The 25,007-nt window shown below is 41.5% G+C and carries 26 protein-coding genes; 12 read left to right on the top strand and 14 right to left on the bottom strand.

Annotated features, from left to right (window positions below):
• Positions 1 to 6: 6 nt before the first annotated feature.
• From GO816_RS06890 to GO816_RS06870, 5 genes are all read right to left on the bottom strand, one after another.
• Positions 7 to 1,026, bottom strand: coding sequence for an asparaginase (locus GO816_RS06890; RefSeq protein WP_157540616.1), 1,020 nt, complete (start codon positions 1,024 to 1,026; stop codon positions 7 to 9).
• Between the two features lie 52 nt (positions 1,027 to 1,078).
• Positions 1,079 to 1,846, bottom strand: a complete 768-nt coding sequence (locus GO816_RS06885) for a TatD family hydrolase (RefSeq protein ID WP_157540615.1) — start codon at positions 1,844 to 1,846, stop codon at positions 1,079 to 1,081.
• A gap of 51 nt (positions 1,847 to 1,897) precedes the next feature.
• Positions 1,898 to 2,926, bottom strand: a complete 1,029-nt coding sequence (locus GO816_RS06880; protein ID WP_232336507.1) for an FKBP-type peptidyl-prolyl cis-trans isomerase — start codon at positions 2,924 to 2,926, stop codon at positions 1,898 to 1,900.
• Positions 2,927 to 3,037: 111 nt separating this feature from the next.
• The gene (locus GO816_RS06875) at positions 3,038 to 4,012 is read right to left on the bottom strand and encodes an FKBP-type peptidyl-prolyl cis-trans isomerase (protein ID WP_157540614.1); all 975 of its coding nucleotides are present in this window, start codon (positions 4,010 to 4,012) and stop codon (positions 3,038 to 3,040) included.
• A gap of 7 nt (positions 4,013 to 4,019) precedes the next feature.
• On the bottom strand, positions 4,020 to 5,030 hold the full coding sequence (locus tag GO816_RS06870) for a DHH family phosphoesterase (protein WP_157540613.1): 1,011 nt from the start codon (positions 5,028 to 5,030) through the stop codon (positions 4,020 to 4,022).
• Positions 5,031 to 5,149: 119 nt separating this feature from the next.
• Between GO816_RS06870 and GO816_RS06865 the strand changes: the two genes are divergently transcribed.
• Both GO816_RS06865 and GO816_RS06860 read left to right on the top strand, forming a co-directional pair.
• The gene (locus GO816_RS06865) at positions 5,150 to 5,569 is read left to right on the top strand and encodes a nucleoside-diphosphate kinase (protein ID WP_157540612.1); all 420 of its coding nucleotides are present in this window, start codon (positions 5,150 to 5,152) and stop codon (positions 5,567 to 5,569) included.
• 146 nt (positions 5,570 to 5,715) lie between these two features.
• Positions 5,716 to 5,919 carry a hypothetical protein gene (locus tag GO816_RS06860; protein ID WP_157540611.1) on the top strand — a complete coding sequence of 68 codons (204 nt, stop codon included), beginning with the start codon at positions 5,716 to 5,718 and terminating at the stop codon, positions 5,917 to 5,919.
• Here the strand turns inward: GO816_RS06860 and GO816_RS06855 are convergent.
• Both GO816_RS06855 and recF read right to left on the bottom strand, forming a co-directional pair.
• Positions 5,906 to 6,196, bottom strand: a complete 291-nt coding sequence (locus GO816_RS06855; protein WP_157540610.1) for a DUF721 domain-containing protein — start codon at positions 6,194 to 6,196, stop codon at positions 5,906 to 5,908. The genes GO816_RS06860 and GO816_RS06855 overlap by 14 nt on opposite strands.
• A 106-nt stretch (positions 6,197 to 6,302) precedes the next feature.
• Positions 6,303 to 7,403 carry a DNA replication/repair protein RecF gene (gene recF, locus GO816_RS06850; protein WP_157540609.1) on the bottom strand — a complete coding sequence of 367 codons (1,101 nt, stop codon included), beginning with the start codon at positions 7,401 to 7,403 and terminating at the stop codon, positions 6,303 to 6,305.
• A 142-nt stretch (positions 7,404 to 7,545) separates the two neighbouring features.
• On the opposite strand from recF, the gene GO816_RS06845 reads away from it, so the two are divergent.
• From GO816_RS06845 to GO816_RS06820, 6 genes are all read left to right on the top strand, one after another.
• Positions 7,546 to 8,223 (top strand): tetratricopeptide repeat protein, encoded by a 678-nt coding sequence (locus tag GO816_RS06845; RefSeq protein WP_157540608.1) that lies wholly within the window; start codon positions 7,546 to 7,548, stop codon positions 8,221 to 8,223.
• A 51-nt stretch (positions 8,224 to 8,274) separates the two neighbouring features.
• A complete protein-coding gene (gene ribH / locus GO816_RS06840) occupies positions 8,275 to 8,769 on the top strand; it encodes a 6,7-dimethyl-8-ribityllumazine synthase (protein ID WP_157540607.1) in 495 nt (164 codons plus the stop codon).
• 223 nt (positions 8,770 to 8,992) lie between these two features.
• Positions 8,993 to 9,322: a bacillithiol system redox-active protein YtxJ gene (gene ytxJ, locus GO816_RS06835; RefSeq protein WP_157540606.1), complete on the top strand. Its 330-nt coding sequence runs from the start codon at positions 8,993 to 8,995 to the stop codon at positions 9,320 to 9,322.
• A 126-nt stretch (positions 9,323 to 9,448) separates the two neighbouring features.
• Entirely contained in the window at positions 9,449 to 10,327 is an 879-nt protein-coding gene (gene lipA / locus GO816_RS06830) for a lipoyl synthase (protein ID WP_157540605.1), read from the top strand.
• A 33-nt stretch (positions 10,328 to 10,360) separates the two neighbouring features.
• Positions 10,361 to 10,912, top strand: coding sequence for an RNA polymerase sigma factor (locus GO816_RS06825; protein ID WP_157540604.1), 552 nt, complete (start codon positions 10,361 to 10,363; stop codon positions 10,910 to 10,912).
• Positions 10,913 to 10,914: 2 nt separating this feature from the next.
• Positions 10,915 to 11,757, top strand: coding sequence for an anti-sigma factor (locus tag GO816_RS06820; protein WP_157540603.1), 843 nt, complete (start codon positions 10,915 to 10,917; stop codon positions 11,755 to 11,757).
• A gap of 206 nt (positions 11,758 to 11,963) precedes the next feature.
• Here GO816_RS06820 and GO816_RS06815 read toward each other — a convergent pair whose 3' ends face one another.
• From GO816_RS06815 to GO816_RS06795, 5 genes are all read right to left on the bottom strand, one after another.
• Complete coding sequence (locus GO816_RS06815) at positions 11,964 to 13,472, bottom strand: NAD(P)H-hydrate dehydratase (protein ID WP_157540602.1); 1,509 nt, start codon at positions 13,470 to 13,472, stop codon at positions 11,964 to 11,966.
• Between the two features lie 42 nt (positions 13,473 to 13,514).
• Positions 13,515 to 13,967 carry a DUF6624 domain-containing protein gene (locus GO816_RS06810; RefSeq protein WP_317163606.1) on the bottom strand — a complete coding sequence of 151 codons (453 nt, stop codon included), beginning with the start codon at positions 13,965 to 13,967 and terminating at the stop codon, positions 13,515 to 13,517.
• Positions 13,943 to 14,437, bottom strand: a complete 495-nt coding sequence (locus GO816_RS06805; protein ID WP_157540600.1) for a hypothetical protein — start codon at positions 14,435 to 14,437, stop codon at positions 13,943 to 13,945. The genes GO816_RS06810 and GO816_RS06805 overlap by 25 nt, the downstream gene beginning before the upstream one ends.
• Positions 14,438 to 14,539: 102 nt before the next feature.
• Positions 14,540 to 17,392 (bottom strand): excinuclease ABC subunit UvrA, encoded by a 2,853-nt coding sequence (uvrA, locus tag GO816_RS06800; RefSeq protein ID WP_157540599.1) that lies wholly within the window; start codon positions 17,390 to 17,392, stop codon positions 14,540 to 14,542.
• Positions 17,393 to 17,543: 151 nt separating this feature from the next.
• Positions 17,544 to 18,308 (bottom strand): lytic transglycosylase domain-containing protein, encoded by a 765-nt coding sequence (locus GO816_RS06795; protein WP_157540598.1) that lies wholly within the window; start codon positions 18,306 to 18,308, stop codon positions 17,544 to 17,546.
• A 231-nt stretch (positions 18,309 to 18,539) separates the two neighbouring features.
• Between GO816_RS06795 and GO816_RS06790 the strand changes: the two genes are divergently transcribed.
• The 3 genes from GO816_RS06790 to GO816_RS06780 all read left to right on the top strand — a co-directional run bounded on the left by GO816_RS06790 (position 18,540) and on the right by GO816_RS06780 (position 22,737).
• A complete protein-coding gene (locus tag GO816_RS06790) occupies positions 18,540 to 20,009 on the top strand; it encodes a pseudouridine synthase (RefSeq protein WP_157540597.1) in 1,470 nt (489 codons plus the stop codon).
• A 128-nt stretch (positions 20,010 to 20,137) separates the two neighbouring features.
• Positions 20,138 to 21,217, top strand: a complete 1,080-nt coding sequence (locus tag GO816_RS06785; protein ID WP_157540596.1) for a lactonase family protein — start codon at positions 20,138 to 20,140, stop codon at positions 21,215 to 21,217.
• Positions 21,218 to 21,594: 377 nt separating this feature from the next.
• Positions 21,595 to 22,737, top strand: a complete 1,143-nt coding sequence (locus GO816_RS06780; protein WP_157540595.1) for a lactonase family protein — start codon at positions 21,595 to 21,597, stop codon at positions 22,735 to 22,737.
• A gap of 112 nt (positions 22,738 to 22,849) precedes the next feature.
• On the opposite strand, the gene GO816_RS06775 is transcribed toward GO816_RS06780, so the two are convergent.
• Entirely contained in the window at positions 22,850 to 23,332 is a 483-nt protein-coding gene (locus GO816_RS06775; RefSeq protein ID WP_157540594.1) for a hypothetical protein, read from the bottom strand.
• A gap of 105 nt (positions 23,333 to 23,437) precedes the next feature.
• Positions 23,438 to 24,574, bottom strand: a complete 1,137-nt coding sequence (bshA, locus tag GO816_RS06770) for an N-acetyl-alpha-D-glucosaminyl L-malate synthase BshA (RefSeq protein WP_157540593.1) — start codon at positions 24,572 to 24,574, stop codon at positions 23,438 to 23,440.
• Positions 24,575 to 24,795: 221 nt separating this feature from the next.
• Here bshA and GO816_RS06765 point away from each other — a divergent pair, with 221 nt between their 5' ends.
• Positions 24,796 to 25,005 carry a hypothetical protein gene (locus GO816_RS06765; protein ID WP_157540592.1) on the top strand — a complete coding sequence of 70 codons (210 nt, stop codon included), beginning with the start codon at positions 24,796 to 24,798 and terminating at the stop codon, positions 25,003 to 25,005.
• The last annotated feature ends 2 nt before the right edge of the window (positions 25,006 to 25,007 follow it).

Raw genomic sequence — 25,007 nt, 5'->3', positions numbered from 1 at the left:
AAAGCTTTACGAAACTGTCAATTCGCCACGAATATCCTGCTCAAGCCAGTAATTTACTTCCTTAGGATCTTCAAACTGGCTTAATAAAAACATTGTTTTTGTGATAGCGGCTTCAAACGTCATATCGTAACCATTGGCAACGCCAATATCCTTTAGTTGCTTGCTGGTTTCGTAACGGCCTAACTCAACAGTACCTACCTTACATTGAGATATATCAACGATAACCTTTCCGCTGTCAATTGCACCTTTTAGTAAATCGGTAAACCATTGATCGGTTGTGGTATTGCCTGCCCCAAAGGTTTCCATTACAATACCACGTACATCAGAATTTACAATGTTTTCGACAACCTTAGGGCTTATGCCCGGATACAGCTTTAAAACGGCCACATCACTTGTAAACTCTTTATGCACAATTAAGTCTCCCTCGCCTGGTTTGCGTATATCATTTATACTAAAGCGCAGGTGTACGCCCGACTCGGCCAACACCGGATAATTTGGTGAGCGGAAAGCCTCAAACTTTGATGAATTGTATTTAAACGCGCGGTTACCTCTAAATAATTTGTAGTCAAAATAAATACAAACCTCAGGTACGCGCACTTTATCGTTCTTTTTAGCCTTGGCCAGTTCTATTGCTGTCATTAAATTTTCCTTAGCATCAGTACGTATAGCGCTGATAGGCAATTGCGAACCTGTAAAAATTACGGGTTTGGCCAGGTTTTCGAGCATGAAACTTAATGCAGATGCCGAATAGGCCATAGTATCTGAGCCGTGTAAAATCACAAAGCCATCAACCTCGTCGTAATGCTTTTGAATTAAACCGGCCAGGCGGCTCCAAATAGCCGGACTCATGTTTGATGAATCGATAATATCCTCAAACGAGTGTACTTTAATACGGCAGTTTAATCGCTCCAATTCAGGAACGTTCTCCATAATTTGCTCAAAATTTATGGGCACTAAAGCTTTAGTGCGTGGGTCGCTCATCATACCTATTGTCCCACCGGTATAGATGATCAGTATCTGGCACATTTAATAATTGGTTATACTTTTGAAAATAATAAATTGTTAATTAATAACACCATTAAACCCCAAAAATCGTTTTGGAGTTTTCAGTTGTAATTTCGGCAACTGCCTCAATACTTGTACGGTGCAAATCGGCTACCTTTTGGGCCACATGTACCAAATACGAGCTTTCATTAGGCTTACCGCGGAACGGTACGGGAGTAAGATACGGAGAATCTGTTTCTAAAACCACATGTTTTAGGTCTATTTGTTCAACTACCTTGTCCAACCCGGCATTTTTATAAGTTACAACACCGCCAATTCCCAGTTTAAAATCCAGGTCAATGATCTTGTTGGCGTGTTCCAACGTTCCCGAAAAACAGTGGAATATACCGCGTAATTTATCATCGTGCTGCTCTGTTAATACTTCATACACCTCATCAAATGCATTGCGGCAATGAATATTAATGGGTAAACCGGCAGCTTTGGCCCAACCAATTTGTTGGCGAAAGGCTTCCTGTTGCTCGCTTATAAAGGTTTTATCCCAGTATAAGTCAATCCCTATCTCGCCAACAGCATATACTTTGTTTTGTTGCAGGGCAGCATAAATAACCTCGAGTTCCTCCTCCCAATTGGCTTTAACATCGCATGGGTGCAATCCCATCATGGCAAAGCAATTTTGCGGATACCGGTTTACCATATCCATCACCTGCGCAATGCTACTGCTATCAACATTAGGTAAAAACAACCTGCTTACACCGTTGCTTATGCATCGCTGAATAACTTCATCCTTTTTAACAGAATCAGTTTCATAATATTGATGAGTATGCGTATCGGTTAGTACCATGGCGCGAAAGTAAAAAGCCCTGCGATGTTAACGCAGGGCTTTTGCACAATATTATTTTTTGGTGACTTTTCTTTTAGTTGCAGCCCTTTTACCTGTGGCTTTTTTTGCCGGGGCTCGCTTAACACCCGTCTTAGCAACGGCCTTCTTGCGTACACCAGGTATTACCTTTACAACCTCAACATCAAAAACCAGCGGGCTGTAAGGCTTAATATCAGCACCGGCTCCGCGCTCACCGTAAGCTAAGGCCGATGGAATAATGAATTTGGCTTTCGCGCCTTCGTTAACCAACAATAAACCCTCATCCCATCCGCGTATCACTTGTCCGTCTCCAACCACTACTTTAATAGGCTCATAGTTTCGGCCGGGTTGCTGCAGGCCTCCGGCTTTTGCTACCTCTTCAATGCTCGAATCAAATAGTTTACCATCCATGGTACGCCCGGCATAGTTAACCAGTAACGTATCGCCATTTACGGGCTTCCTGCCTGCAGATGGTGTAGTAATGATATATTTTAAGCCGGATGTTGTGGTTTGTGGCGTAAGTTGATTATCGGCTATATACCGCGCTAAAGTTGCCTTCTCTTCACCGCGTAATTTTTCGGCCATGGCTGCCCGTTCGGTCTTTTCCTTTTCCATAGCAGCATTGCGTTCGGCCATAGCCTCATCAAGGCTTTGCGTTTTCTCAACCTTTATGGTAAAATTAAGGTAGCTGCCTTTTGGTAAAAACGGCGGACGCCCATCTTCGCGCCCGGCAAAAATAGAATCAGTTGGTATTCGTACACGTGCACTGTCATTAACGCTAAGCACTGTAAACACCTCCATCAAATCTGAAACGCTACGGCTAGGCTGCACCTGCACCATTGCAGGCTTACCCATTTGGTATGAGCTACCTAAAAGCGAGTCGCGATCATTTTTTTGTGTAAATTGGAAGGTTATTACCTCACCCTGTTTAATTTTTGCACCGCCGCCGGCTTTTAAAATAGTGTATAACGCACCTTTAGGTGTTTTGGTGTAGTTGGCTTGAGCAGCAGCCTGACCAATATATGCCGCTACGAAAACCGTTAATAAAAGAGCTTTTTTCATTCTGTAAATGTCCTAATACATCAATTGCGAGAAACAACGCAACCATGCTGTTTTTTAAAAAACGACAGCTGCATTGTTTCTCGCAATGAGGAGAAAGTATAATATTAAATTTTATTGTTTTGCCGGAGCCTGAGTTGGCGCAGGTAACTGCATAGTTGGCGCTGCTGCACCAGCTTTTGGATGCACAATGTCAACCAATTCAACATCAAATACAATTGGCGCAAACGGAGGAACCGGGCCTAAGCCTTGCTCACCGTATGCCAGGCTTGATGGTATAACCAACGTTGCCTTAGCACCTTTGTTAAGCAACTGCAAACCTTCATCCCAACCAGGTATAACAGCACCTGCACCTACAGCAATGCGAATAGGCTGGTAAGGGCGGTTGGCATCAAAAGTTTTTTCTTTTTGAGCAATTTCTTTGATGCTGGTATCGAACACTTTACCGCTAACAAGTTTACCGGTGTAGTTTACTACGGCAGTATCACCTTTAGCAATAGTTGGGCCTGAGCCTGGTTTGGTTATTTGATACTGCAGGCCGGTAGACGTTTTGGTAGCCTTGATGTTATTTGCAGCAATGTATTTGCTGATTTTACCTGGCTCAACACCTTTAAGTTTAGCCGACTCTGCTTTAAAATAATCAGTTATACGACCCTGAAATACCTGATCGCTCAGCTTACCTTTAGGGATAATTTTAACAACCTTAACCTGGTAAATGATATATTTACCTTTTAAGTTAGCCGGGCGCGGAGTTGGGCTTGCCTTAAACATTGAGTCGGTGTTTATTTTGAAGGTTGCGCTGTCACCTTCGCTCAGTTTGCTTATACCTGCATAAATATCACCCTTATACTGTGGTTTAGGCATCAAGGTAGGCATAGGTTTACCCTGATCATAAGAGTTAAAAAGTACCGAATCGGCATCAGTTTTAGCAATCAGGTTTACACTTATAAAATCACCCTCCTTAACCGGAGCACCTTCTTTATCTTCATGAATAGTGTACAGCAAACCGCCGTCACCTTTTTTAAATCCGCTGTTACAGCTGGCCAGGCCAATTGCTGCTGCGGTTAAAAACATTAAACTTTTTCTCATTGTTTGTTTATTGAATTAACAGTGTTTTGTATTCGGGTAGTATTTGTTTAAATTGTTGAATAGTCTCTTCGAGGCTCCTGCCCGACTGGCCGCCCGCAGCATTCCGGTGTCCGCCGCCGTTAAAATACCTTTTACATATTTCATTTGCCGGAAACTCGCCTGTTGACCGTAAAGATAGTTTAACCATATCAGTACGTTCAACTATAAAGGCCGCTAAGCGTATGCCGGTTATTGATAAAGCATAATTCACAATGCCCTCGGTATCGCCGGTGTTTGATTCGTATTTTTTAAGTTCTTCTTTAGTAACGCTGATTAAGGCTGTATTGTATTCGCGTAAAATTTCAAGCTTGTTACTTAAACAGTAGCCTAAAAACCTAAGCCTGTTTTCAGGAGCATTACTGTATACCAACTCGTGTATACGCCAGTTTACAGCACCTGCATCAATCAGGTTAGCCACAATGCGGTGCACCGCGGCAGTAGTATTTGGCAAACGGAATGAAGCAGAATCAGTCATGATACCTGTGTACAGGCAGGTAGCAACATCGGCATTAACAAGCTCAGGGTGTTTCAACTCTTCAACTATAAAGCTGTAAACCAACTGGGCAGTTGCACAGGCATTGATATTCCAGTAACGATAGTCATCAAAATCCTGAGGCTCAAGGTGATGATCAATCATCACTTTAACAGCACTACTTTCGCCCACCAGTTCACCCATTTGGTTAATTCGGCTCAGGTGATTAAAATCAAGGCAAAAAATAATCTCAGCTTCGGCAATTAACCGGGCTGCAGTTTCCGTTTTTTCGGTATAAATGATAACCTCTTCGTTACCCGGCATCCACCATAAAAACTCAGGATAGTCTGTTGGTGCTATAACAATGGCGTGGTGTCCTTGCTGCACCAGGTAATTATATAAACCCAATGAAGAACCCATAGCATCACCATCAGGTTTATGATGCGTGGTGATAACAATTTTGCGGGGCTGGTTTAATAATTCGCTAAGCGAGGCTATATCTAACATCAACTAAAAAAAGAAGTGCAAATCTAAATAATAATATCAAAAACGCGCCATGCAAATTCTATAAAAAGCTTTAGGTTTCAGTAACAAAACTCTATTTTTGCCACAACTTTAAAACAAACATGGAAAATAACAAAACTTTCACCATGATTAAGCCAGATGCAGTACGCAATGGCCACATAGGTGCTATATTAAACCACATTACCAAAGGCGGTTTCAAAATTACTGCTATGAAGTACACTTATTTAACCCCTGAAAAAGCAGGTGAGTTTTATGCTGTGCACAAAGAGCGTCCTTTTTACAAAGATCTTGTTGGCTTTATGTCTTCAGGTCCTATTGTAGCTGCTATTTTAGAGAAAGGAAACGCTGTTGCTGATTTCCGTACCCTTATTGGTGCAACTGACCCAAGCAAAGCCGACGAAGGTACTGTTCGTAAACTGTATGCTGAATCAATTGAGGCTAACGCCGTTCACGGTTCTGACTCTGATGAGAATGCTGCTATTGAAGGTAGCTTCTTCTTCTCAGCTTTTGAGAAATTTTAATTTTTCCTTTTAAGGAATTCAAGCTAAAAGACCAAATTTTACCCTTAAAGAAACGCAAATTTCACTTAAGGTAAAATTTGGTCTTTTTTTATAGCCTGCTGGCATGATAATTTCTTGGTAGAAAGAGTGTTTATTATATTAGCATTATGAAGAAAGCATCAAGAGCCGCTATTTACTCAGTTTGTGTGGTGTTGTTTATTATTGGAAGCTGGTCTCTGGTTAAGGCGCATCCTGAAGTGCAATTTACATTTTATATTCCTGCAGCCCTGGTAATTATTTACGCTGTAATACGTGATGATCTTTTCAGCAAGCCAGGCGCTCATGTTCGTCATGCGCTTAGAGAAGAATAATCTCCTCTATAATTGCACTGCCTGCACGTGCATTAATTTTTTCTATAATTTGTGAACGCATCATCATCAATTCGTTTTTTACTACTGATGATTCTATACGCAAAAATAATCTTTTGTTGTTAACAAAAAGCTCGCTTGTGCGGTTGGCTACCGGCTTACCTACAATTTCGGGCCAGGCAGCAATCATTGACGTTTCATCAAACCGCTGCTTTATTTTGTAAACACTAAGCATTTGCTCAATTGCTTCCTTTATTGATTTATCGTTAGGCTTACGCATATTTTCTAATTGAATATAGTTATAAATGTAGTAAGTAAATAGTAGCAAAACCGTATTAGAAAACTGCACTCTTCAACCTTAGTACTATCTACTAAAGGACTTAACACTACCCCGAAACCTCTCCCCGGCTTATATCAAATAACTTCACCTCAACTTTTATTTTGTTGAATATATCAGTAACCCGTTTGGGGTTGGCGTCGGTAATAAACACCTGACCAAACTCCTTGTTGCTCACCAGCTGCATTAGCTTGGTAATACGGCTATCATCAAGTTTATCAAAAATATCATCAAGCAACAACAAAGGTTTAAACCCTTTTTGCTGCTGCAGATATACATACTGCGCAAGTTTAAGGGCTATTAAAAATGATTTTTGCTGCCCCTGCGAACCAAATTTTTTTAATGGCATACCGTGTACACTAAAGTGCAAATCATCGCGGTGAATTCCAGCCGTAGTACGTTCTAGCACCCTGTCTTTTTCTACTACCTTTTTTAAAAGTGCTGCAAAATCATTTTGAAGTAACTGCGATTCGTAAATAAGCTCAACCAATTCTGCATCTTCACTCAAAAACTGGTAGTATTGATTAAATAGTTTGGTATAAACTTCGAGAAAGGCTTTCCTTTTATTAAAAATCTTCGTTCCTGATGTTATAAGCTGCTCATCAAGAATTTCAAGCAAACCCGGGTCAAACCTACCTGTATCGGCAATGCGCTTTAATAAGGCGTTACGGTTAGCCAATACTTTGTTGTAAACAATTAATTCATCAAGGTAATGGTTATCTGTTTGCGAAATAACATTGTCAACAAACTTGCGCCGCTCTTCGCTCCCCTCCATAATGATGCTGCTATCATACGGCGAAATCATGACGAGGGGAATGAGTCCAATATGATCGGCCAGGCGCTGGTAATCCTTTTTATTGCGCTTGAATACTTTTTTCTGATTACGCTTTACCGAACAGGCAACTGTTTCGGGCAATTCGTTACGTTCAAACGTGCCGTTTATAATAAAAAAGTCGGCACCCTGCTTTATTTGCTGGCTATCAATAGGGTTAAAATAGCTTTTGCAAAGCGACAGGTAATGAATAGCATCAAGTATATTGGTTTTGCCGGCACCATTATTACCAACAAGCGCATTTACACCACTGCTGAATGTTAGTTCGGCCTCGGTGTAATTTTTAAAATTGATAACAGATAGTTGCTGCAAATACATAAAGCGGCTTCAAAGTTAGCACTAAAACCCGACGAATGGAGCTTTTAACACGCTTAAATAAGAGCTACAAATATTTACGGTTTTTAATATTGTATAAAAAAATAGAATAACGTAGTTTTGCAAACTTAATTTTAGCATAGAAATGTCAAATACGGAAGTGAATGCCAACGTTGCACCAGAAAGAAAAACTCATGTACCAACAGGTGGCTTCGTAAGAGAGAACCAGAAAAGTTTATTATTTATTGGTGCAGCAATTATTGCACTGATAGCCATATACATTGCTTACCAAAAACTATACTTGGCTCCGCGTGAGGTTGAAGCTGCAAACCAAATGTATGTAGCACAGGATTACTGGGCTAAAAAAGAATGGGACAAAGCCTTAAAAGGCGATGCCAGCTATCCGGGTTTTGAAAAAATCATTTCCAACTACAGCAACACTAAGGCCGCTAATTTAGCTTACTACTATGCCGGTATTGCTTACCTTAACAAAGGTGAATACAACAAAGCTATTGATAATCTTAACAGTTTCAGCAGCAACGACAAAGTAGTATCTGCAGAGGCACTAGGTGGTATTGGCGATGCTTATGTTGAATTAAAAGAGTTTGATAAAGCAGAAAGCAATTTTAAACAAGCTGCTGATAAGGCCGACAACAAATTTTTGTCGCCGTTTTACCTTAAAAAATTAGGTTTAGTTTACGAAAAACTTAACAAGGCTAAAGAAGCTGCAGAAGCTTATAAGAAAATAAAAACTGACTATCCGGCAAGCACTGAAGCTCAAAATATTGATGCTTATATTGCTCGTGTTGAAGCAAAACAATAATTAATAGTTTTACGTATAACATCCTGCTGTTAACAATTTTAAACATTTTGCATGGCTACACAGCTTAAAAATCTTTCTGATTTTTCAAACACCACCATACCCAACGCGGGTGCATACCGCTTTGGCATTGTAGTGGCCGAGTGGAATGCAAAAATTACCGGGGCCCTTTATGAAGGTGCTTACCAAAGTTTAGTTGATAACGGCACGTTAGAAGAAAACATTTTCACCTATTCTGTTCCGGGTAGCTTTGAATTAACAACAGGGGCCGATATTTTATTAAAGAACAAAAACTTAGACGCCGTTATTTGCTTAGGCTGCGTTATACAAGGCGAAACACGTCATTTCGACTTTATTTGTAACGCTGTAGCAAATGGTGTAAGTAATGTTAGCATAAAGTATTCAAAACCTGTTATATTTGGTGTACTCACCACTGATAATGAGCAACAAGCCGAAGACAGGGCCGGAGGAAAGCATGGAAACAAAGGCGTTGAAGCTGCTGTAACTGCTATCAAGATGGCTGACCTTAACAAACAGTTACACGATTAATTATTTGATTTAAGCAGTTAACATGAAAAAGCTAATTTACATTGCCTTGCTGGCCGCCACTTTAATAGGTACCTTCTCATCGTGCTCAAATAAATTATGCCCGGCTTACGGTAATTCACGCCGCCGCTAAACCAATACAGACATATTTTGACAAATTGCTGAAAACCATTTGTAACAGATAGCGTATTTTTGCTAACAGTTATACAATTGACTAATTTTAGATATGACCTGGACGGCATTAGACTCGGCTGAGCAGTTAAGCAGTATTAAGCAACAACCCGGCTACAGTATTATTTTTAAGCACAGCACACGTTGCTCAATTAGCATGATGGCTAAACGCCGTTTTGAGCTTGACTGGGATCAACTGCCCGATAGCATTCCGCTTTATTTTCTTGACCTGATCAAATTTCGTGAAATATCTAACCAAATTGCGTCAGAATTTAAGGTTCACCATGAATCGCCTCAGTTGCTTTTGATTAAAGACGGCGAGTGTATACTTGACCAATCACACGGTGGCATCTCGGTTGAAGAGACACTGGAGATGGTACAATAACTGCAGATGCAAGAAACAAGAACCATGAGCCAAGATTAATGTGGCAAATTGGTTATGTATTGTAAAAAATCTTGTTTCTTGATTCCTGGCTCTTGCTTCTATACTAAAATCCCTACTTTTGTTATTATGATTGATTTACCGGTAATTCCAGCCAACCAGGTACAACGTAAGCCCGATTGGCTTAGGGTTAAACTGCCTGTTGGTAAAGAGTATGCACATGTACGTAGTTTGGTTGATACCCATAAGCTGCATACCATTTGCGAAAGCGGTAACTGCCCTAACATGGGTGAGTGCTGGGGTGCCGGTACTGCAACATTCATGATATTGGGCAATATTTGTACGCGCTCATGTTCATTTTGCGCGGTAGCAACAGGCCGTCCATTAGCGGTTGACATGGATGAGCCAAACCGTGTAGCAACATCGGTTAAACTTATGCAGGTTAAACACTGTGTAATTACATCGGTAGACAGAGATGACCTTAAAGATGGAGGTTCAATTATATGGGCCGAAACCATTAATGCCATCCGCAGGGAGAGCCCTGAAACTACTTTAGAAACGCTTTTGCCTGACTTTAAAGGCAATTGGGATAATTTGGCACGTGTACTGGCGGTACGCCCCGAGGTTGTATCTCACAATCTTGAAACTGTACGCCGTTTAACCCGCGAAGTGCGTATACAAGCCAAATATGACCGTAGTTTGGAGTGTCTTAGCCAGATATCTGCTGCCGGCTTACGTACAAAATCGGGTATAATGCTTGGTTTAGGCGAGCAGCAAGAAGATGTGCTGGAAGCTATGCAAGACTTATATAATGCGGGAGTGCATATATTAACACTGGGCCAATACCTTCAACCAACCCGTAATCACCACCCGGTAATTGATTGGGTTACACCCGAGCAATTTAACTACTATAAAGAGGTAGGCCTGCAAATGGGCTTTAAGTATGTAGAAAGCGGACCACTTGTACGCTCATCTTACCATGCTGAAAAACATTTGTTTGATTTATAATGTTGTGGTATAATATTTTATATTTACTGCACTTTGGCCAAAAAGCATAGAATTACCCTTACTGAAGAAGAACTTGTTTCAGCACTTCAGCGTCATGATAAAATAGGCGCTGAAGCATTGTATGATATGTATTCTGCAGCACTTTATGGGGTGATTGTACGCATTGTTAACGACACGTCTACCGCCGAAGACGTTTTACAAGAAACTTTTGTTAAAATTTGGCACTCTGCCGCCAGCTACAGCGCCGAAAAAGGCAGGCTGTTTACCTGGATCGTAAATATTGCACGCAATCTTGCAATTGATAAAATAAGGTCGAAAGATTTTCGCAATCAATTCAAAAACCAGGAGCTCGAAAATAACGTAGGTTATATTGATCAAAACAACAGCACGGTTTATAAGCCTGAGCTGTTGGGTGTTAAGGATTTGATTAATACGCTGAGACCCGAGCAAAAATCAGTACTTGATTTGATTTATTTTAAAGGTTACACACATACCGAGGCTGCTGATGAGCTTGGTATGCCGTTAGGAACCATTAAAACCCGCCTGCGTATGGCAATACAGCAATTACGTAAGCATTTTAACTAAAAGTGGAAGAGACAAGGGAATATATAGAATCGGGTATTTTGGAGCTTTATGTTCTGGGCGATTTGAGCACAGAAGAAAAGCTGCAGGTACAAGCTATGGTTCAAAAACACCCCTTGGTTAAAGCCGAACTTCAGGAAATTGAAAAGGCGGCTTACCTTTACGCAGATCTTCACCAAACAGAACCCTCCCCAGTATTACGCGACCGTGTTTTAAACAGTTTGCTTACCAACTTTGCCGACGACAGAAATTTAAAGACTGTAACAAACAGGCGTGAAGAAGCAACTGTAAGAAAAATGAATGCCTCATCTGCAGCCAAGCCAACTGTAAGTGTATTTTACAAATATGGTTTTGCAGCAAGTTTGCTTTTATTATGCGCTAGCATTGCCGCTACGGCAATTTTATACAGCCGCTTACGTCAATCACAGCAGCAGTTGATCACTTTAGCGCAAAGCAATCAAAAGTTTGCCAATCAGGTAAGCTTCATGCAGGATGAAATCAGTGTGTTTCGCGATCCGTCTTTCAAACTTATTCAATTAAAGGGAACAGCTAAAGCGCCTAACAGTGCACTAACTGTTGCCTGGAGTGCAACACGTAAAAAGGTAATGGTTGATTTAAAAAGCGTTAAACTTCCGGAAACCAGCAAAGATCAGCAATACCAGTTATGGGCAATTGTAGATCAAAAACCTGTTGATCTTGGTGTGTTTGATGGCGCTCTTACTGATACTGCTGATATGCAACTTATGAAGTCGGTTAGTACTGCCCAAGCTTTTGCTGTTACAATTGAACCAAGGGGAGGAAGCTCAAACCCAACTATGGAGCAAATGGTTGTAATGGCCAGTTTATAGAATTTTATTTTAAATAAATTATATAAACCAATATTTAATTCTAAACGTAGCTTTTTAAGCTTGCTAAATAAAATAAAATTTTGAGTGAATTTTGTGTAACTATTTACATTTGACCGCGTCTTATGAATAACTTTTAAAAAGTATTTGTTGTTCTTTATAAGGTCAGTTAATAGTGAAAGGGTTACATTCAAATACATGTAGCCCTTTTATTTTTGCGTAAGCTTAGCCATTGTTGCAGGTACACGTGCAGCAACCTGACCGGGCAATACAACATTTAATTTATCAGGAAGTGCAAGCTCATCGCCGGCACGGCCATGCAAGTATACTCCTGCTAAACAAGCTTCTAAAGGGCTGTAGCCTTGTGCTAGCAAAGCCGTTATAACTCCCGTCAAAACATCGCCCATCCCTCCTACCGCCATTGCGGCATTACTGCTCGAATTAAAATATAGTTGTCCTTCAGGAGTTCCGGTGATGGTGTAGCTGTTTTTTAAAACGATGTAAATATTAAGTTCGCTTGCTTTTTGCCACATGGTTTGTAAGCGTTGCCACCAACTTGTGTGATGGCCAAACAGGCGGTCAAACTCCTTCATGTGTGGTGTAATAATACTTTTTGCGGGCAACTGATTAACCAGAATTGTATTACCGGCTAACAAGTTTAGTCCGTCTGCATCAATTACTAATGGCTTTTGGTAATCTGTAATTACGTGTTGCAGCAAAGCCAAAGCATCATCGCCTGTGCCTAATCCCGGTCCAATAGCAATTGCCTTAAACTTTTCCAGTTCCAAATCAGGCAACTGGTATTCGTTTCTTACAATGGCCATTACTTCAGCCTGGTAACTATTGAGCGCGGTTAAACCAGCCTCTGGTACACACGCTGTAGTTAACCCTGCCCCTGCATACACACACGCTGATGAGGAAAGTAATGCAGCACCCATTGTTTTAGCCTGTCCTGCAATAATCAAGGAATGCCCAAAAGTGCCTTTATGGCTAAACCTCGTTCGCGGCTTTAATATGCCATGGATATCCTTATCCTCAACCATTTGATAAGGCGATTGCAGCGAACTTATAAACTCGGTATCCAGTCCAATGTTAACCGCTTCCCAGCAGTTAATGTATGCACCTGATTCAGGCAGCAGAAAGTTTATTTTAGCCTGTTGGAAGGTGATCACCAAATTGGATTTCAGTGCTGCTCCCTCCAACTCTACTTCTCCATCAGTATAAAATCCGGTAGGAACATCTACTGCTACAACGCATTTGCTTAAACTGTTAAGGTGATCAACCAAAGCCCTAAAGCTACCATCTAACGGTTTATTCAACCCGCTTCCTAACAAGGCATCAATAAGTATATCAGCGTTTTCTTGTGGTAAGGTTTCTGATTCGGATAATTCAATTAAGGGGATTTGCATGGCTTGCAGTCTTTGCAAGTTAACGTCAAAATCTGCTGTTGACCTGGCCGTATAACGTGCTATCTTTACGTTGATCCGCCTGTAATCATGCTCAAAAAGTAAACGGGCAATAGCTAGTCCATCTCCACCATTATTTCCCGTACCACAGTAAACTGATATGGTGTCACGCTTATCGGGAAAATGATTTACAAACCAACTTACAAAAGCTTTAGAGGCGCGCTCCATTAAATTAACGGAGCTTATGGGCTCATGAGCTATGGTGTAAGCATCGGCTTCGCGAATTTGTTGTGCAGTAAGTAATGGTAGCATAACTTGTTAAGATGAGTTACGCGCTTTTGTTTGCAACCAGTGCTAATTGGCTGGCAGATGGTACTCAATTTCCCATTGCTTAACATAGTTCTCCAGCGGTTGCAAGCCAACTGCAGCCCTACGCTTGTTTACGTTAGGTTCATCATCAATAGCGTCAATAGTGGCTTTGCCTGTTTTATCAATTGAAATTTGGCTACCGTAAATTTGCTTTTTACCTTGTCGTATAGCAAGTCGGTCTTCAAGCAAAGCCAGGTTTGCCGGGTGTGCCTTGCCTTCCTTAACAGCTGCTCGCATCAAAGGAAGATACTTTTCCTGCGTTTTAATATCGGCATGCTGAATTACTAAAAACAAGGTTAAATTGCCTTTATCGCCAATAACATCAGCTCCAAGCCAACCACGATCATCTAAAATTGCTTTTACTTTTGATAAATTAATTGAATCTTTTTGCTGGATGGTGGACCATAATTCCTTTACTTCTTTAGAATTGCGGCGTATTTCCTACCTACCGAATCCAGTTTCAAACGGTACGATTGATCATCGTTATAAATACCGGTAAGTTCTATTACCAAAGGTTTATTGAGTTTTTTTTCAGCCTCTAGCTCATTTAACTTTACCCGCTTAAGTAATTTTGGCCAACGTTTATCGGAATATAAAGAGGCTAAGTCAGTAACTTGCGTAATATGCTGGTAGTTATGGTAGCCACCTACATAAACTACACGCTGTAAATTAGTAAACGCACTATCAGTATAATTGGCAAGTGCCCAGGCGCAGGCAGCATTGTACCGATCATTTATAAGCCCTTGCCACTTGTTACTTTTAAAAGCAGCAGAATAAGCCCACGCCGAGGCTTTATAATCTTTAGCTTGATATAAGGAGTCGGCTTTAGAAATTAATGCTGTGTAAGTTGTCTGTTGTGCTTTGGCAGAATAAGCTAGTAACAAAAAACAGATGTATAGATATTTCATAGTTTAAAACTGTGATAAGCAAATTAAACAAAAAAAGAGGCACAACAAATTGCGCCCCTTTAATATAATCAATTCTTACGTCTGTATTCCCGACGCTGTATTCTATACTCTTTTCACGCCCATCTCCTTAGCCAAAAACTTTCCGGTAAAGCTTTCCTTTATTTTACACAAACCTTCGGGTGTACCTTTGTACAAAATTTGTCCGCCTCCCGATCCACCTTCCGGACCAAGGTCAATTACATGGTCCACTACTTTAATTACATCAAGGTTATGTTCAATCACCAGCACGGTATTGCCTTTATCAACCAATTGCTGCAATACGCCTAACAGTACGTTAATATCTTCAAAGTGCAAACCTGTGGTGGGCTCATCAAGAATATAAAATGTGTTTCCGGTATCTTTTTTAGATAACTCGGTTGACAACTTTACACGCTGTGCTTCACCGCCTGATAATGTTAAGGATGACTGCCCTAAGGTAATGTAGCCCAAACCAACATCATTTAATGTTTTCACCTTACGATAGATGGCCGGAATATGCTCAAAAAATACCGTAGCATCTTCAATACTCATATCCAATACATCACTGATGGATTTGCCACGATAGCGCACTTCCAAAGTTTCGCGGTTGTAACGCTTACCGCCACATTCCTCGCAAGGCACCTGCACGTCGGGCAAAAAGTTCATTTCAATAACCTTTTGTCCTGCACCCTGACAGGTTTCGCAACGGCCACCCTTTACGTTGAACGAGAAACGCCCAGGTTTGTAACCACGTATTTTTGATTCGGGCAGTTGTACATATAATGCCCGGATATCAGAGAATACACCGGTATAAGTAGCCGGATTTGAGCGTGGCGTACGACCAATTGGCGTTTGGTCTATTTCAATAACCTTATCAATATTCTCCAGCCCTTCAATTTTGTCATAAGGCAGCGGTTGCTTTTTAGCCCTAAAAAAATGATGATTTAAAATAGGGTACAGCGTTTCGGTAATTAAACTTGATTTACCACTACCTGATACGCCTGTTATACCTATAAGTTTACCCAACGGAAACTCTACCGTTACCTTTTTAAGATTATGCCCTGTAGCTTTTTTAAGCGTTACAGATTTACCATTGCCCTTACGGCGTTCTTTAGGAATGGCAATTTCGCGCTCACCATTAATATATGATGTAGTAAGCGTGTGCATAGCCATCAACTGCTGAGGTGTACCTTCGGCCACAACAGTACCACCATGAACGCCAGCGGCAGGTCCCATGTCAATAACGTAGTCGGCTTCGAGTATCATATCCTTATCATGCTCTACTACCAGCACGGTATTACCTAAATCTCGCAGGTTTTTTAGTGCGTTAATGAGGCGATCATTATCGCGCTGGTGCAGACCTATGCTTGGCTCATCTAAAATGTACATTACGTTCATTAGCTGCGAGCCAATTTGCGTAGCCAAACGTATGCGCTGCGCTTCACCGCCCGATAGGGTACGCGCCGTACGGTCAAGTGTTAAGTAGCTCAAGCCTACATCAAGCAAAAAGCCAATGCGTGCCCGTATTTCTTTAAGTATCTCTCGTGCTATAACGTTTTGACGCTCGGTAAGCCTGTCTTCAATACCTACAAACCAATCTTGCAGGGTTCGTATATCCATTGTAGCCAGCTCAAAAATATTTTTTTCGCTAACCTTAAAATGTAACGACTCCTTTTTGAGTCTGGCACCTTCGCAAACAGGACAAACCTTTAAGGTGCGGTAAGCTTCCAAATCGTCTGATACATCCTCGTTTTTGCGCTCCTGCTGCTCTTCAAGCATACGGATGATACCATCAAATGTAACCTGGTAATTTTGGACGTTCCATTTATTGTACTCAACAGCAACAGAAATAATTTCCTGCGAACCGTTTAATATAATGTCCAGCTTTTCGCGGGGGATTTTCTCAATAGGCACTGATAAAGAGAAATCATACTTTTTGCCCAGAGCTTTCAACACCTGGAAAACCCACGTTTCGCGGTACTCGCCAAGCGGCGCCAAACCGCCGTTAACAATACTCAGCTTTGGGTTTGGTATAACTGATGACTCATCTACAACAAAAATATAACCTAAACCATCACACTTATCACAAGCGCCATAAGGCGAGTTAAATGAAAATGTATTAGGCTGCGGCTCGTCATAAGAAATACCCGAAACCGGATCCATCAAAAACTTACTGAAATAAGATACATTGTTGTCCTTATCGGCAATGCGTATGATGCCTTTGGCCGTCTTAAGTGCCGATTGTACTGAAGTATGTAAACGCTTGCTATCTTTTTCGCTAACCGTCAAACGGTCAACTACAATATCAATATCATGAATTTTATAACGGTCTACCTGCATTTTTGGCTCAACATCCATAATGTTGCCATCAACATATACCTTTAGGTAGCCTTGCTTGCGTATTTGCTCAAATAATTCGCGGTAATGACCCTTACGGCCTTTTACCACCGGTGCCAAAATATTTAACGGCTGCCCGTCAAACTTTTCGGCAATGGTGCGCATAATCTGATCTTCGCTCATACGCTCCATTTTTTGCCCGCTTACATAAGAGTATGCCTCACCGGCACGGGCATATAGCAAGCGCATAAAATCATATATCTCGGTAATGGTACCTACTGTTGAGCGTGGGTTTTTACTGGTTGTTTTTTGCTCAATGGCAATAACCGGACTCAAGCCTGACACCTTATCAACATCGGGACGCTCCATGCCGCCCATAAACTGGCGCGAATAGGCCGAAAAAGTTTCCATGTAACGGCGCTGCCCTTCAGCGTAAATGGTATCAAACGCCAACGACGATTTACCGCTGCCGCTCAACCCTGTTACCACCACCAGCTGGTTACGCGGAAATGAAACATCAATATTTTTAAGATTATGCACCCGGGCCCCGTATACCTCTACTTCACTTTGTTCGCCCAGGTCAATTGTTTTTTCAGCCATAATTTTTTTAAACAACAAGTATGTAACTTGTAAACAGCCGCTAAGTTTTTTGGCCGTGTATAATTATCTAAAAACGAGCCGCAAATATACTGAAAAAGGCCTGCATGCACAATGCATACAGGCCTCGCTTGCTCCGTAATTACTAAATATTTTAGTTTAATGACAATGTGTCGGCAGGTACTATATTAGCCATCATAGGGCCATAGTTTTCCTCTATTTCTTTATCCATAACCTCTTTCATGGCTACAAGCTTGTAAACGTACATACCTGTTTCCCGGTTAAGGTGCATAAAAAAATAGTTGCCGCCGTTTTTGCGGTTAATTGCCTTGTGCATACGCGGCGACCCGGCGTTGTAAGCCGCTGCAGCCAGCGTCCAGCTACCCATTTCATCATACAAGTCTTTAATATACTTACATGCGGCTATAGTAGCTTTGCGGTTGTTAAGGCGTTCATCTTTGCCATGCCCAACCTTAAGGCCGTACTGGCGTGCGGTACCAGGCATAAATTGCCATATACCCGCTGCGCCACGCGGCGAACGCACATGTTTTTGAAAACCCGATTCCAGTAAAGGAATATATTTAAAATCTTCGGGGATACCATAAACCTGCAAAATGGGTACAATCATCGGAAACCATTTTGCAGCCTGAGCCTGCAGTTGTTTGGCTTGAGAGGTGTATCGGCTATGTTTCCAAATGGAGTAGCTGATCTTGCGTTTTACTTTAACGTTCTTCACCGGCACTTTCTCGTCGGCAAAGTTTAAATTTGGTTTCTCTTCAACTTTTTTGTTTTCAAAAACGTTAAAAAGAACAGGACTGCTTTTCAATTCTTCTTTGTGATCAACACTGAAAACAAAGAGTCTTGAAATGATAAACAGCACACATATTACGGAGCACGTAATGAGGTGATTTTTAATCATTCAATTTAATTTAGTTCAACAATACACAGGTAGATGTGTGGCGCAAAGGTATAAAACATATCACACAATCAAACACTTAGGCCTGCTTAGTGTTTTGAGCGATGTGGAAAAAATGTTAAAACAATGGGTTTAAGAGTGTTTAAACGCCGATTTCGCGTGTGGAAACTTTTTTTGCAATAAGGCAATTTTTCGTACCTTTGCTCCCCGCTTTTAAAGCTTTAACAAAAAAATATGGTATTCAAAAAACCAGGGAACAGTCGCGACGACAAGTCCAACAAATCAGCCGGCAGGCGCACCGGCGGCAGTGGCCACGAACCACGAAACAGCTCTTCACCGCGTACACGTAATGCTAATTCAGGTTTTAAAAAGTCAGACGATGGCGCACCTAAAAAAAGGTTCGGTACCGATGGCGACAAAAAACCGTTTACAGCAGGACGCAAAACATCATCAGGTGGTTTTAACGCAGATGACAGGCCAAAAAGGAGCTTTGGCTCGACAGCCGGAAAGAAACCGTTTAGCGACCGCAGCAACCGTGGCGAAAGCACAGGCGCCGACCGTCCGTTTAAGCGCACCAACGAAAGCCGTGGCAGCAGCACCGACAGGCCATTTAGAAAAAACACAGGCGGTGATTTTAAAGCTGGCGACAGAAGCAACTTTAAATCACGCACAGGTGAGCAACGCGAAGGTGGCGAAAAGAAATTTAGCCGTGCTATAGGCAGTAGCCGCACCTGGGCCGATAAACCAGCGGGTGATGATAACCGTAACAAACCATTCCGCGAACGCCGCGAACAATCAGGCGAAAGATCTTCAGACTTCCGTAAAACCGGCAATGATGAGCGTAACAAGCCTTTTCGTGAGCGCCGGGAACAAACAGGAGAAAGATCATCAGGTTACCGCAAAAATCCTGAAGAATTTAATGAAGACCGCCCTAAAACAAACTTAAGGGGCCGCAACAAAAAAGCTTCAGAAAATGACGACAGTCATTTAATACGTCTTAACCGCTATATATCAAACGCAGGTATTTGTTCGCGCCGTAAAGCCGATGAATTGATTGCTGCAGGTGTGGTATCGGTTAACGGCGAGGTAATATCAGAGTTAGGCCATAAGGTTGATCCATCAAAAGATGTAATACGTTATAACGGTGAAACCCTGAAGCGCGAGAAAATGGTTTATGTATTACTTAACAAACCTAAGGATTACATTACCACTACCGATGACCCACAGGAGCGCCGCACTGTTATGCATTTGGTTGACAAGGCAAGCAAAGAGCGCATTTACCCTGTAGGCAGGCTTGACCGCAACACAACCGGCTTAATACTAATGACTAATGATGGCGAACTGGCCGACAAGCTTTCGCACCCACGCAATAGCATTACTAAAATATACCAGGTTGAACTTAACAAGAGTTTAACACAGGGCGACCTTAATAAGATTGAGTATGGTTTAGAGCTGGAAGATGGCTTTATTAAACCAGATATGGTAAGCTATGTACAAGGTGGAACCAAACGCGAGGTTGGTATACAAATACATAGCGGCAAAAACCGCATTGTTCGTCGTATTTTCGAACACCTGGGTTATGAAGTGGTAAAGCTTGACCGCACCATTTATGCAAACCTTACCAAAAAAGACTTACCACGCGGACGCTGGAGATTCCTGGAAGAAAAAGAAATAATTCAACTAAAGCATCTGGTTAAAGCTTAATAATATACTGTCTGCATAACTTACAGCAACAATTAAAAGGGGAAATTTCCATTAGGGAGTTTCCCTTTTTAACTTTTATGAAAACCCAAAGCCTGCTATAGTGTTAAACATATACAACTTATAGCTATATGAAGAATCTGGTTTTCAATTTAATTATAGGTTCGTACACTGAAGACGGTACCGAGGGACTATATGTTTACAGGTTTGATGCAGAAAGCGGAAAGCTATCGTTTTTGAATAAAACCGCTGTACCGGTTGAAAACCCAACTTACCTTTGTGTAGCAGCTAACAATCGCTTTATTTATACTGTTAACGAGGTTGGAGTAGAAAGCAGCGGCTACGTTAGTGCATTTTCTTTCGATGCTAGTGATGGTACTTTACACCTGCTTAATACACAGCATACCGGCCCTGGTCCCTGCCACGTTACCATAGACCGGGCACATAAACATTTGTTTGTTGCAAACTATGAAGGAGGCAGTGTATATGTTTTTCCTATAAATGAAGATGGTTCACTTGCACCGGTGAAACAAATAATACAGGAAAATGGCTCAGGCCCTAATCATGAACGCCAGGATAAATCACATGTTCACATTGCGCTACTATCGGCCGATGAAAACCACTTAGTATATACCGATTTGGGTGCCGATAGTGTAAACATCCGTAACTACATCCCACATAGTGATAATGATGTATTAGTTCCTGTATCAGCACCACTTGCTAAAGCGGAGCCAGGAGAAGGCCCCAGGCATGTAGTTTTTAGTCCTGACAATAAAAACCTTTACCTGGTAAATGAAATGAGCGGCAACGTTACCGCATTCAAATATGACAACGGTACGCTTGAACAAATTCAAAAAATAAGCATGTTACCTAATGGCTTTGATGGGGAAATTAGCGGTGGCGATATCAGAATGTGCCCTAATGGTCGTTTTGTTTATGCCAGTAACCGGGGAGATGCAAATGAAATTATCGTTTTTGAAAGAGACTTTGCAAGCGGTTTGCTGACTTTTGTACAACGGCACGACAGCGGAGGCAAAGAACCCCGTAACCTTGCCATCGATCCTACTGGAGGCTTTCTATTATCTGCTAATCAAAAAAGCAATAATGTGGTAGTTTTTAAAATTAATGGTGAAACAGGTGAACTTACATCTACTGGAGTACAAACTTTAATAAGCAGCCCAAGCTGTTTAAAGTTTTCACCTGTAGCCTAAGCTCAAATCCAGTATTTACTAAGTTCCTTACGTGATATGATGTGATAGCGACTTTTGACACAACAGGCACAAAAAAAGATTTTTACCGGAATAATATCTTCCAGCCACTTAAATATAAGTGGCGTATTTTTTTTGTAATGATATGGGCGCTTACACTTCGAACAACACAACTCCGGCTTTCTCATAATCTAAGGTTAGTAACACTACATATAACATTTTTGTTACAAAATAATTGTATTTGATTATCAAATGTTTACAACCCAAGCTATTAACGCGGTGCTTTAGCAAGGCTGAGGGATAACCTAAATAGCACTTGTATGCAGATGATACCGCAACTAAGAATTTGCTACCTTGCAAATAATTAAAGCGTTTTCATTATGAAAAAACTACTACTAATTTTGTGCTTACTACCAGGTTTACTTAGTGCACAAAGCAAAAACAAAGGACCTAAAATATTAGACTTACTTATTGGCACATACACCACCGGAACCAATAGCGAAGGCATTTACGTTTATCGGTTTTACACAGAAACCGGTCGCGTAGCGTATTTAAGCCGTACTGGTCAGGGTGTTGATAATCCATCATACATTTGCGTTTCAAACGACAGGAAGTTTGTTTATGCAGTAAATGAAATTGGCGACGACCGCAAAGGCAGTGTAAGCTCTTTTACTTTCGACCCCAAGGTAGGCACGTTAAATTTAATTAATAAACAGGTATCAGGTGCGGGTCCATGCTACATATCCATTGATAAGGATCAGAAGCACGTATTTTCGGCTAATTACGCAGGTGGAAGCCTATATGTTTACCCGGTTGCTGCTGATGGATCATTAGGTTCAGCCTCTCAAATTATACAAGACCCATCGAATGATCTTGGTCCGGATAAAAAACGCCAGGAAAAACCCCACGTGCACACTGCAGTACTATCGCCCGATGAGAAGCATTTGTTATACACCAATCTGGGCAGCGATAAAATTCATGTTTATAAATACAAAGCGTCGCAACCACAACCGTTAAGCGAACCAACCTCGGTAAGCGTAACAGGCGGCGATGGTCCGCGCCATATTGATTTCAGCGCCAACCGTAAATACATGTACGTTATTACCGAAATGGGCGCCCATGTATTTACTTACGAGTACAACGGTGGCAAACCAAAAATGCTGCAAAAAGTAAGTATGATGGAAGATGGCTCAACTAAAGAACCCGGAGGTGCCGACATCCACGTTTCGCCCGACGGCCTGTTTCTTTACACCAGCAACCGTGGTACAGCTAACGAAATTGTAGTGTACCGTATTAACCAGGATAACGGCATGCTTAGCTTTGTAGAACGTCACAACACCGGCGGCAACCATCCACGCAACTTTGTGATTGACCCTACAGGCAACTTTTTGCTGGTAGCTAATAAGAACAGCAATAACGTGGTGGTATTTAAAATTAACCGCGCTACTGGTCAGATCACTCAAACAGCTAATAAAATTGAGGTGGATAGCCCGAGTTGTTTAAAATTTGCTTCGATAGAGTAAGTTATGAAGCCATTTCATAATTTTCAATCTGAACTGTTCTAGTTCAAGACACAAACAAAAAACGCCGGCTATAACTAACCGGCGTTTCCTTATTAAAAGAAAAAAAACTATCTTACTGCTTATTAAAGCTATACACCACATAACCGGTGCTGTTACCAATGGCTACAGGTGTTTTAAGCACCATGCTGTTACCATCGTTGCTGCTAACCATTAACTGGTAACCTTGCTGCACATTTTTGGCTTTATCACCTTCAAATATCTTTTTAAACTGAAACATTTGTCCGCTTGGCCCATTGTTGTTAATTGACCAAAAAATGGTTTGTGACACGCCGCTGGTTAAGGTATAAATACCATTACCGCTATTGGTAAGTTTCCAGGTACTGCCCACAAAAGCCGATGGCTTTGCTTCGTCAAACGCGCTTGAAACTGCGTTTTCAACCAAACCTTCATAACTTACGTTATTTACTACCCAAGTGCCGGTAAATTTACCACGGCCAACATTTTGAACGCCGGTTGCAGCGTTTTGGGTTGAACAAGCCGTTACAGCAAAACCTATTACCACGGCTGTTAAAACAATTTGAAGTATCTTTTTCATTGTAGTGTTTATTTGAACGTATAATAATACACACAACCGGCAACCTTGTTTTTACCGGCCCTGAGCTTTATTACCAACAGACGCTTTAAAGGCAAAACGGTTTAATTAAAAGCGCTTACTGCTTTCAATTACTTCCATATAAAAGTTTTCGTATTCGGGTAAAATGTTAGCCAAATCAAACTTGCGTGCATGTTGCAGTGCATTTTCTTTAAACTCGGCAAGTCGGGCCTCATCTTGCAGCATGTAAACAGCCCGCTCGGCCATACCGTCAACATCGCCCACATCACGCAGGTAGCCGGTTACGCCTTCTTCATTTAATTCGGGCAGGCCACCGGCATTACTACTGATAACCGGTACACGGCAAGCCATAGCTTCCAGCGCAGCTAAACCAAAACTTTCTGATTGTGATGGCATCAGGAATAAGTCAGATACCGACATAATTTCTTCAACAGCATCCTGCTTACCCAAAAACCGCACGTTTTGACTTACGCCAAGTTCACGTGCAAGCTCCTCACATTCGGGGCGGTCTTGCCCATCGCCCACCATTAACAACTTCGATGGTATTTGTGCATTCACCTGTGCAAAAATGCGAATTACATCAGGCGTACGTTTAACCCTGCGGAAATTGGACGTATGTACCAGTATTTTCTCGCCTTCAGGCGCTATTGCTTTCTTAAAGTGCTCTTTAGGAGAATGACTAAAACGGCTCAGGTCAATAAAGTTAGTTATTACCTTAATATCCTTTTCTATTTCAAAAAACTTGTAAGTATCCTGCTTAAGGTGCTCTGATACGGATGTTACGCCATCGCTTTGGTTAATGGAAAATGTTACTACTGGCTTATAGGTACGATCATTACCCACCAGCGTAATATCAGTGCCATGCAAAGTGGTTATTACCGGTATATGAATGCCGTAAGTTGCCAATATTTGCTTGGCCATAAAAGCTGCGGATGCATGCGGGATAGCGTAATGCACGTGCAAAACGTCCAACTTTTCAAATCGTACCACATCAACCAAACGGCTGGCCAGCGCCAGTTCATAAGGCGGATACTCAAACAGCGGGTACTTGCTTACAGCAACCTCGTGGTAAAATAAATTCTCAGAGAAAAAATCGAGCCTTACCGGCTGGTTATAGGTAACAAAGTGCACCTGATGACCGCGGTCGGCCAGGGCTTTGCCCAGTTCAGTTGCCACAACACCGCTACCGCCAAAGGTTGGATAGCAAACTATGCCAATTTTCATGAAGATGTTTTGATTAAGCGTTGAAATGAAGCCAAACCATACCTCTCAACCACCTGGTACCCGATAATATAGTTTGATTTCATGCCCGCAAGTTTAACAGCTATTTATGGCAAATGTGTTATGTATATGTAAACTTTACACAGCCTTACAATTGTTATACAAAGCACAATAATACAACGCCAAACATCTATATTTACTTTACACACTTAAACCAAAAAACCATGGGCTTATTTTCTGCTGAAGAACCTAAATCATACGAGATTGATAACAGGCAACTAGTTTGCACTTTTTGTAAAAACACCACTTTTTATACCCGCCGCGAGCAATTGCACTCACCGACCCGTACATTCTTTAATGTAGAATGGACAGATAGTACAGCCATGTGTTTTGTATGCAGCAACTGCGGTTTTATGCATTGGTTTATGCGATAGCC

This window comes from Mucilaginibacter aquatilis, assembly GCF_009755275.1.
Taxonomy (GTDB): domain Bacteria; phylum Bacteroidota; class Bacteroidia; order Sphingobacteriales; family Sphingobacteriaceae; genus Mucilaginibacter; species Mucilaginibacter aquatilis.
This window is presented reverse-complemented; position numbering and strand designations above follow the sequence as displayed.